Here is a 5,987-nt window from a genome sequence, read left to right as displayed (position 1 = left end):
ACGGCCGTGGACCTGGCCGACGAGAACGGGACTCCCAGCGTGCCCGAGCGCTGGATGGACGCGCTGCGGCACTTCGTGCTGTTCCGTGCCTGGTCCATCGACGCCGAGTTCGGCGGCAACGCCACCATCGCGGCGGCGCACCGCGCCCTCTACAACGAGGCGCTGGGCATTCAGGCCCAGGCTGCGGCCACCACGGCCGTGGCCCAGAAGTGAACCAAGCCTGCCATCCTGGCGGGCATCTTCAATCGGGGCGCTGGAGTGCTCGAAGCCATAGGAGCCGTCATGGCTGGTTTCAGCACATCCCTCGCCAACGCGATCATCAGCGCCACGCTGCGCAAGCAGGCCTTCCCGGCCATCCGCAACGCCTACTTCGCCCTGTTCACGGCCGACCCTACCGACGCCTTCACCGCCGGCACCGAGGTGGCCGCACCGTGGTATCAGCGCGTGGCCACGGGCGCCTTTGCCGCGCCCAACAACGGCGCCACCTACAACGCCGTGCGCGCGGAGTTCCCGCCCGTCACAGGCGCCCAGGTCACGGTCACGCACATCGGAATCATGGAAGGTGACTCGGCCACCGATGGCACGGCCACGCTCATGTATTCCGAGCCGCTGCCGTCGCCGCGCACGCTGCAGATCAACGACGTGTTCGTGGTGGACAGCCAGGCGCTGACGGGCGATTTCACGCTGCAGCTGCTGTAAGCCATGAACCGGGGCGCTCTCAACGGGTTCGCACTCAACGGCCGGTCCGCCGACCCCGTGGTGCGCATCCGCGTGGACGCCAAGGGCTATGCCCGCGTCCGAGTGGGCGGGCGCGTGCTCGCCTATGCCGTGGTGCACTCGGCCCCCGCTGCTGCACTGACAGGCCCGCTGGGCCGTGTGCACGCCAAGCTCTCGGCGGACTCCGTGGCGCGGGCGGCCGTGGAGGGCGTGCTGGGCCGGATTCACGTCCGCAGCCTGCTGGCCGCCACCGGCCGCGCGGTCCTCAAGGTCACGCTGCCGCCGGTCTACGGGCGCGTGGTGGCCAAGGCCACGGCCCGGGCCACCGTCAATGCCCATGTGCTGGCACGCACTCCCGTGGCGGCCGTCACACAGGCACAGTTCGCCCCCCCAGACGCACCTGCTGCGTCGTGGCCCTGTCCAGTCGGCGCCGGCGGCGCGCGGCAAGGCGGATGGGCAGATCTACGTGCGCCGCTGGCTGCGCTCGCCCGTGGACGGCAAGGGCCAGGCCTTCATCGTGACCCAGGGCCGCGTCGAGGCGCGGCTGGCTGTGCTGACCCAGGGCCTGGCGCGCGGCGCCGTCGATCCGCACCGCCTGGTGCGCGCGCCGCTCGCGGCCCAGGGCGTGGCCTTTATCGACATCGACCCGGCCGTGCACAGGCGCCTGCCCTTCGATGAGGCAGCGCCCGAATCCCGAACCTTCCTCGTGCCCGCAGGAATGACCACCTTCTACGTTACCGACCAAGGGCAGAGCATGTTCCGTGCGTCCCCCATGCAGCCTGCAGACACGCAGGACTACGACATCGAGTTTGCTGACTGGTTTCCGCCAGGCGACGAGATTGTTTCCGTCGAACTCAAGGTGCGGCCGGCCATGCCCATGCCGCCGTCCTATGCCTTCGTGGGCCAGCGCGTGAAGGTCTGGATCTACGCGGGCGGCGCCGATGGCCAGAAGTACCAGATCAGCGTGGCCGCCACGACCAACGACGGCCGCACCAAGGAGGTGGAACTGATCGTGCCCATCAAGGAAAAATAGAAATGCCGCAGCTGTTCCTCAACAACTTCCAGACGCAGTTCATTGCTGACGTGCGCTCGGCGCCGCAGACAGGCGCCCCGGCCACCGAGCTGGACTATGGCGTGCTGCGCGTGTCCGATGGCGCGGCCGGCGTACTGCGCAACCCGGAGCCGGGCTCCTGGTATGTGCTCACAGCCTACAAGCGCAGCGGTTCGCTGGAGTCGGACTACGAGGTCCTGCACATCACGGCCGTGGACAACTCGGTCATCGGTGAATGCCGGCTCACAGTCTTGCGCGGCCAGGAAGGCACGGCGCCGCGCGCCTATGTGGCCGGCGATCTGCTGGAGCTGCGCTTGACCGCCGGCGGCATGGGCGTGAAGGTGGACCGCGAAGACGGCAAGGGCCTGAGCACCAATGACTTCACCAACGCCGAGAAGGCCAAGCTGGAGGGCATCGCCGCCCAGGCCACCAGGAACGCCACGGACGTGCAGCTGCGCGACCGGACCACGCATACCGGCGCCCAGGCAATCAGCACCATCATGGGCCTGCAGGCGGCCCTCGATGCGCGTGCGCCCAAGGAGAACCCCACGTTCACGGGCACGGTGTCGGGCATCAGCAAGGCCATGGTGGGGCTGCCCAACGTGGACAACACGGCCGACGCGGACAAGCCCGTGAGCACCGCGCAGCAGGCGGCCCTGGCCAACAAGGTGGATAAGGTGGCGGGCAAAGGCCTTTCTGCTGAGGACTTTACGGCCGAGCACAAGGCAAAGCTGGACGGCGTGGCCGCGCAGGCCACCAAGAACGCCACGGACGCCCAACTGCGCGACCGAAGCACGCACACAGGCACGCAGGCCATCAGCACGGTGGCGGGCCTGCAGGGAGCGCTCGATGGTCGGCTCAAGCTGCGGACCTTCTCCAACGCGGAGCCGGCCGGTGGTTCGCCGGGTGACACCTGGGTCAACACCTCGGACAGCCGCGCCTGGATTGAATACGCCTGGTTTGATGACGGCAGCGGCAGCAAATGGCGGCGCCTCGGCCCGGCTGCCGATGGCGCGGGTCTGTCCTCGAACACGGCCGTGCTCACGCCCACGAACAACGGCGCGGCCTTGCCCGTGGGCCAGATCACGCGCGTCAACACGGCGGCAGGCCCGGTGACGCTGCTTGCGCCTGCAGCGTCGGCCGTGGACCTGCGTTTTGGGGTGCGGGACCACGGCAAGAGTTTTGGGATCAACACACTGACGATCAATCCGCAAGGCGCCGATTTGCTGATGGGGATGAATGTCGGCCTGGATGCCGATTTTAATTTGCCCGGTGAGTTGAGTTTTCGTTGTGTGCAGATTGGCCGATGGGAGATGGAATAATGAATCAGAGTTTGAGCGATTTGCTGGGAGTCAATAGCCTGCCACCCATTGGCAGCGTCAACCTTTTACCCGACGTGTCAGATCCCTATGGGATACAAAGGGCACAGGGCAAAACTTATTTGCGCGCTGGGACGCTAGCGAGGTCTGCGATATTTCCAAAAATTCCGGACTTCCTTAAACCTGTCGGGCATATGGCGGCAAAATCCAGCCAGCCCCCGAACGCTCCCATAAGTGACATGGCAACCGACGGGAAAAATACGGTGGTTGCAGTGGCTTACGACAGTACCGTATTTGTTTCCACAGATGCGGGAGACAACTGGATTTCGCGCAGAAAGCTTGCCAGTGCTTCCGGATATTCTTGGTCTATCGCTACAGATGGCAATGGGATATGGTTGGCAATGGCGCGAGATGGGACAATTATCCGTTCCACGGACAATTTTACATCGTGGGCTGGAACACTCACTCCCGCACAAGCGGCCTTACCGGGGGGCACCTCATATGCCTGCAGACTCGATTATGTCAATGGGGAATTCTGGGCTTCACGTTTGAATCTGTCGCTTAATATGGCAGCAGCCAATAATAACCATCTTTACCGCCTCACTTCTACAGGAACCACACTGACTGCTGTCAGCTTGCCGGCAACCGGTGCCAATAGCGCGAGCTATTCGCTGTGTGGAGTTGCCGGAAATGGTAGAAGTCTTTTTGTTATTTTTAACATGGCTGGCGTAGGCTCCTATGCAAATGGAAACAACACCTACACCTACGTCTATCAGTTCGATACAAATCTGGGTGCATTTTCGCAGCCTTACGTGATTTGTGTACATCCGGCAATGACCATGGCATGGGATGAACAGCAGCAATTGTGGTTGGTCTATGGTAATAACGTTTATTATGCTGGTGGGACTTATTCCTACAGCATGGACGTTCGCCTGTATGATGCCGATATGAAGCTGGTTGCTTCATGGATTCCAGCAACATCGAGCACCCCAGGGGAGGGCTACTATCCTACTGGCCCCGTGGGCGAAGTCGTTTCTTGGGGTAGTTGGGGCGCAATGCTGAAACCCAACCGAAATTATTGCCTTGATGCCTACGGAAGATCGGGGGGGGGCGTTGCCTCCAATTGTTATTTTACGCAACGTCCCTTGGGCGGAAAAATTGAGCTTGCCGCATTTTCCTCTGGAACAGTATATATGGGGGCAGGAATCAAGGTGAATAGAGATTTGGTTATTATTTATTCCCATGGAACACGGGACGTTTTTCGTGCTGTCTCTTATGTCGGGCTGCCCTACCCAAACAAGCCTTCAACCGATACCTCCATGTTTTTGAGGGTGGCATGATGAATTCGTCTGATTTTTTCATCGTCCCGCATCCACAACCGGAACTGACGCCAGGTCAGTTTCGCGCCTTGCTGACCTTGAGTGAACAGCGCATCCTGGACAACTTCGATGTGCAGGAATTCGCGACCTTCAATCCCAAGATCAACGCGCTTTCCATCGACCAGCGCGCCGACGTGCGCACGGGGATTGCCACCTACCGCGACAGCACCAGTGTGGATTTGGGCGATCCTCGCACCGTCACCTTCATCAACATGATGGGCGCCTACGGTCTGCTGGACAGCGAGGTGCGCGCGGCGCAGATCCTGGCCGGCCAGGTGCCATCCCTGACCACGTAGGACGCTGGTGCCAAGCCTGCCACGGTAGCAGGCCATGACCACCTACAAGCTGTCCGCATTCCCGGGCGAGGCGCCCAGCGTGTCCGATCGCGCGCTGGGCGCGAACTTCGCCCGGGAGCACTTCAATCTCTTCCTGCCCAGCTCCGAGTTCTGGCCGCTGGCCACCGACCGCCGCCACTCGGCGTGCCTGGCTGGCACGCGCACGCTGCACCGCTTCGCGCGAGATGCCAGCGGCGCCGTGCAGCAGAACCCGGCCGCGCCCATCCGCTCCTGGGTGCAGGAGCTGTCCCTGGTCAAGGGCCAGATCAACGACGAGGCTACCGAGCGCACCTACCAGACCACCAACGACGGCAGCGCTGCGCCGCGTGCGCTGGACGTGCGCGGCAACGACCGGCTGCTGGGCGTGGTGCGCCCGGTCAAGCCCACGGTCACGCTGCAGGTGGTGGACGAGTTCACGACCGAGGAGGCCAAGACCTGGCTGTATGGCGACTTCGCCGAGCTGGTGCGCGCGGACCTGCTGGCCACGGTGATCCAGCACGAGGGCCACCAGGAGGCCATCCGCTGGGATGCCAGCGGCAAGGCCTATGCCGGCGCCACGTCCAACTACGGGCTGTCCCTGTCCACTGCCATTGGCGGGGGGGCGTGGGCTGGGAATCTCTATGCCGTGGTGTCGGCCGCGCGCGCCAAGGCCTGCGAGATGGACACCACGCGGCTGGGCGCCATCAGCACGGCCAGCGGCTGGGCCGTGCCGGTGGCGGCCATGCCCTACAGCTATCCCTTCCGCCGGCCCGCGCTGGTGGAGGCGCTGCAGCGGCACGAGTTTCCGGACACGGCCGGCGAGCGCTCCGGTGAAACCGTGCTCACGGCCGACCAGGCCAGCAAACTGGCCGACCTGGTGGAAGCCTCTGTGGCACCCGGCAGCAAATGCACCAACTGGCGCAGCGAGCTGGACAAGCTGCTCAAGGAATTCGCGGACCTGGCCCTGAGCAAGTCTTGGGCCGGCGCGGGCACGGCGCCGACGAAGCCCAGCGAGCCCAAGGTGGCCCAGTACCATTTCGACTCCGACAACAACGCCATCGAGCACCCCGATTGGGTGCAGTACCGGCGTGACCTTGAGGCGTACTACAAGGCCCTGGATGCCTACACCGACAGCAAGTCGGATGCCTCGGCCCAAGCCGGCAGCTTCAACGCGCGCCTGGTCGAGATCCAGCAGCGCTGCAGCACG

The 5,987-nt window shown here is 63.9% G+C and carries 6 protein-coding genes and 1 pseudogene; all 7 read left to right on the top strand.

Annotation, left to right across the window (positions count from 1 at the left end; genetic code table 11):
- The coding region (locus tag DTS01S_RS29040) for a phage adaptor protein (protein ID WP_370671671.1) at positions 1–213 on the top strand (213 nt) is incomplete at its 5' end.
- 69 nt (positions 214–282) lie between these two features.
- Positions 283–699: a phage tail fiber protein gene (locus DTS01S_RS29035; protein ID WP_034398312.1), complete on the top strand. Its 417-nt coding sequence runs from the start codon at positions 283–285 to the stop codon at positions 697–699.
- A gap of 484 nt (positions 700–1,183) precedes the next feature.
- Positions 1,184–1,750, top strand: coding sequence for a phage fiber-tail adaptor protein (locus tag DTS01S_RS31385; RefSeq protein WP_254788071.1), 567 nt, complete (start codon positions 1,184–1,186; stop codon positions 1,748–1,750).
- 2 nt (positions 1,751–1,752) lie between these two features.
- The gene (locus DTS01S_RS29025) at positions 1,753–3,090 is read left to right on the top strand and encodes a hypothetical protein (protein ID WP_061290099.1); all 1,338 of its coding nucleotides are present in this window, start codon (positions 1,753–1,755) and stop codon (positions 3,088–3,090) included.
- Complete coding sequence (locus DTS01S_RS30795; protein ID WP_139223919.1) at positions 3,090–4,427, top strand: WD40/YVTN/BNR-like repeat-containing protein; 1,338 nt, start codon at positions 3,090–3,092, stop codon at positions 4,425–4,427. The genes DTS01S_RS29025 and DTS01S_RS30795 overlap by 1 nt, the downstream gene beginning before the upstream one ends.
- Entirely contained in the window at positions 4,424–4,762 is a 339-nt protein-coding gene (locus tag DTS01S_RS29020) for a hypothetical protein (protein WP_061290096.1), read from the top strand. Before DTS01S_RS30795 ends, DTS01S_RS29020 begins: the two co-directional genes overlap by 4 nt.
- Before the next feature lie 34 nt (positions 4,763–4,796).
- Positions 4,797–5,987, top strand: a pseudogene (locus DTS01S_RS29015) (hypothetical protein); the annotation flags it as partial.

The sequence above is a fragment of the Delftia tsuruhatensis NBRC 16741 genome (assembly GCF_001571325.1).
GTDB lineage: Bacteria > Pseudomonadota > Gammaproteobacteria > Burkholderiales > Burkholderiaceae_C > Comamonas > Comamonas tsuruhatensis.
Note: the sequence above shows the minus strand (reverse complement) of the source record. Positions and strands in the feature narration are given on the sequence as shown.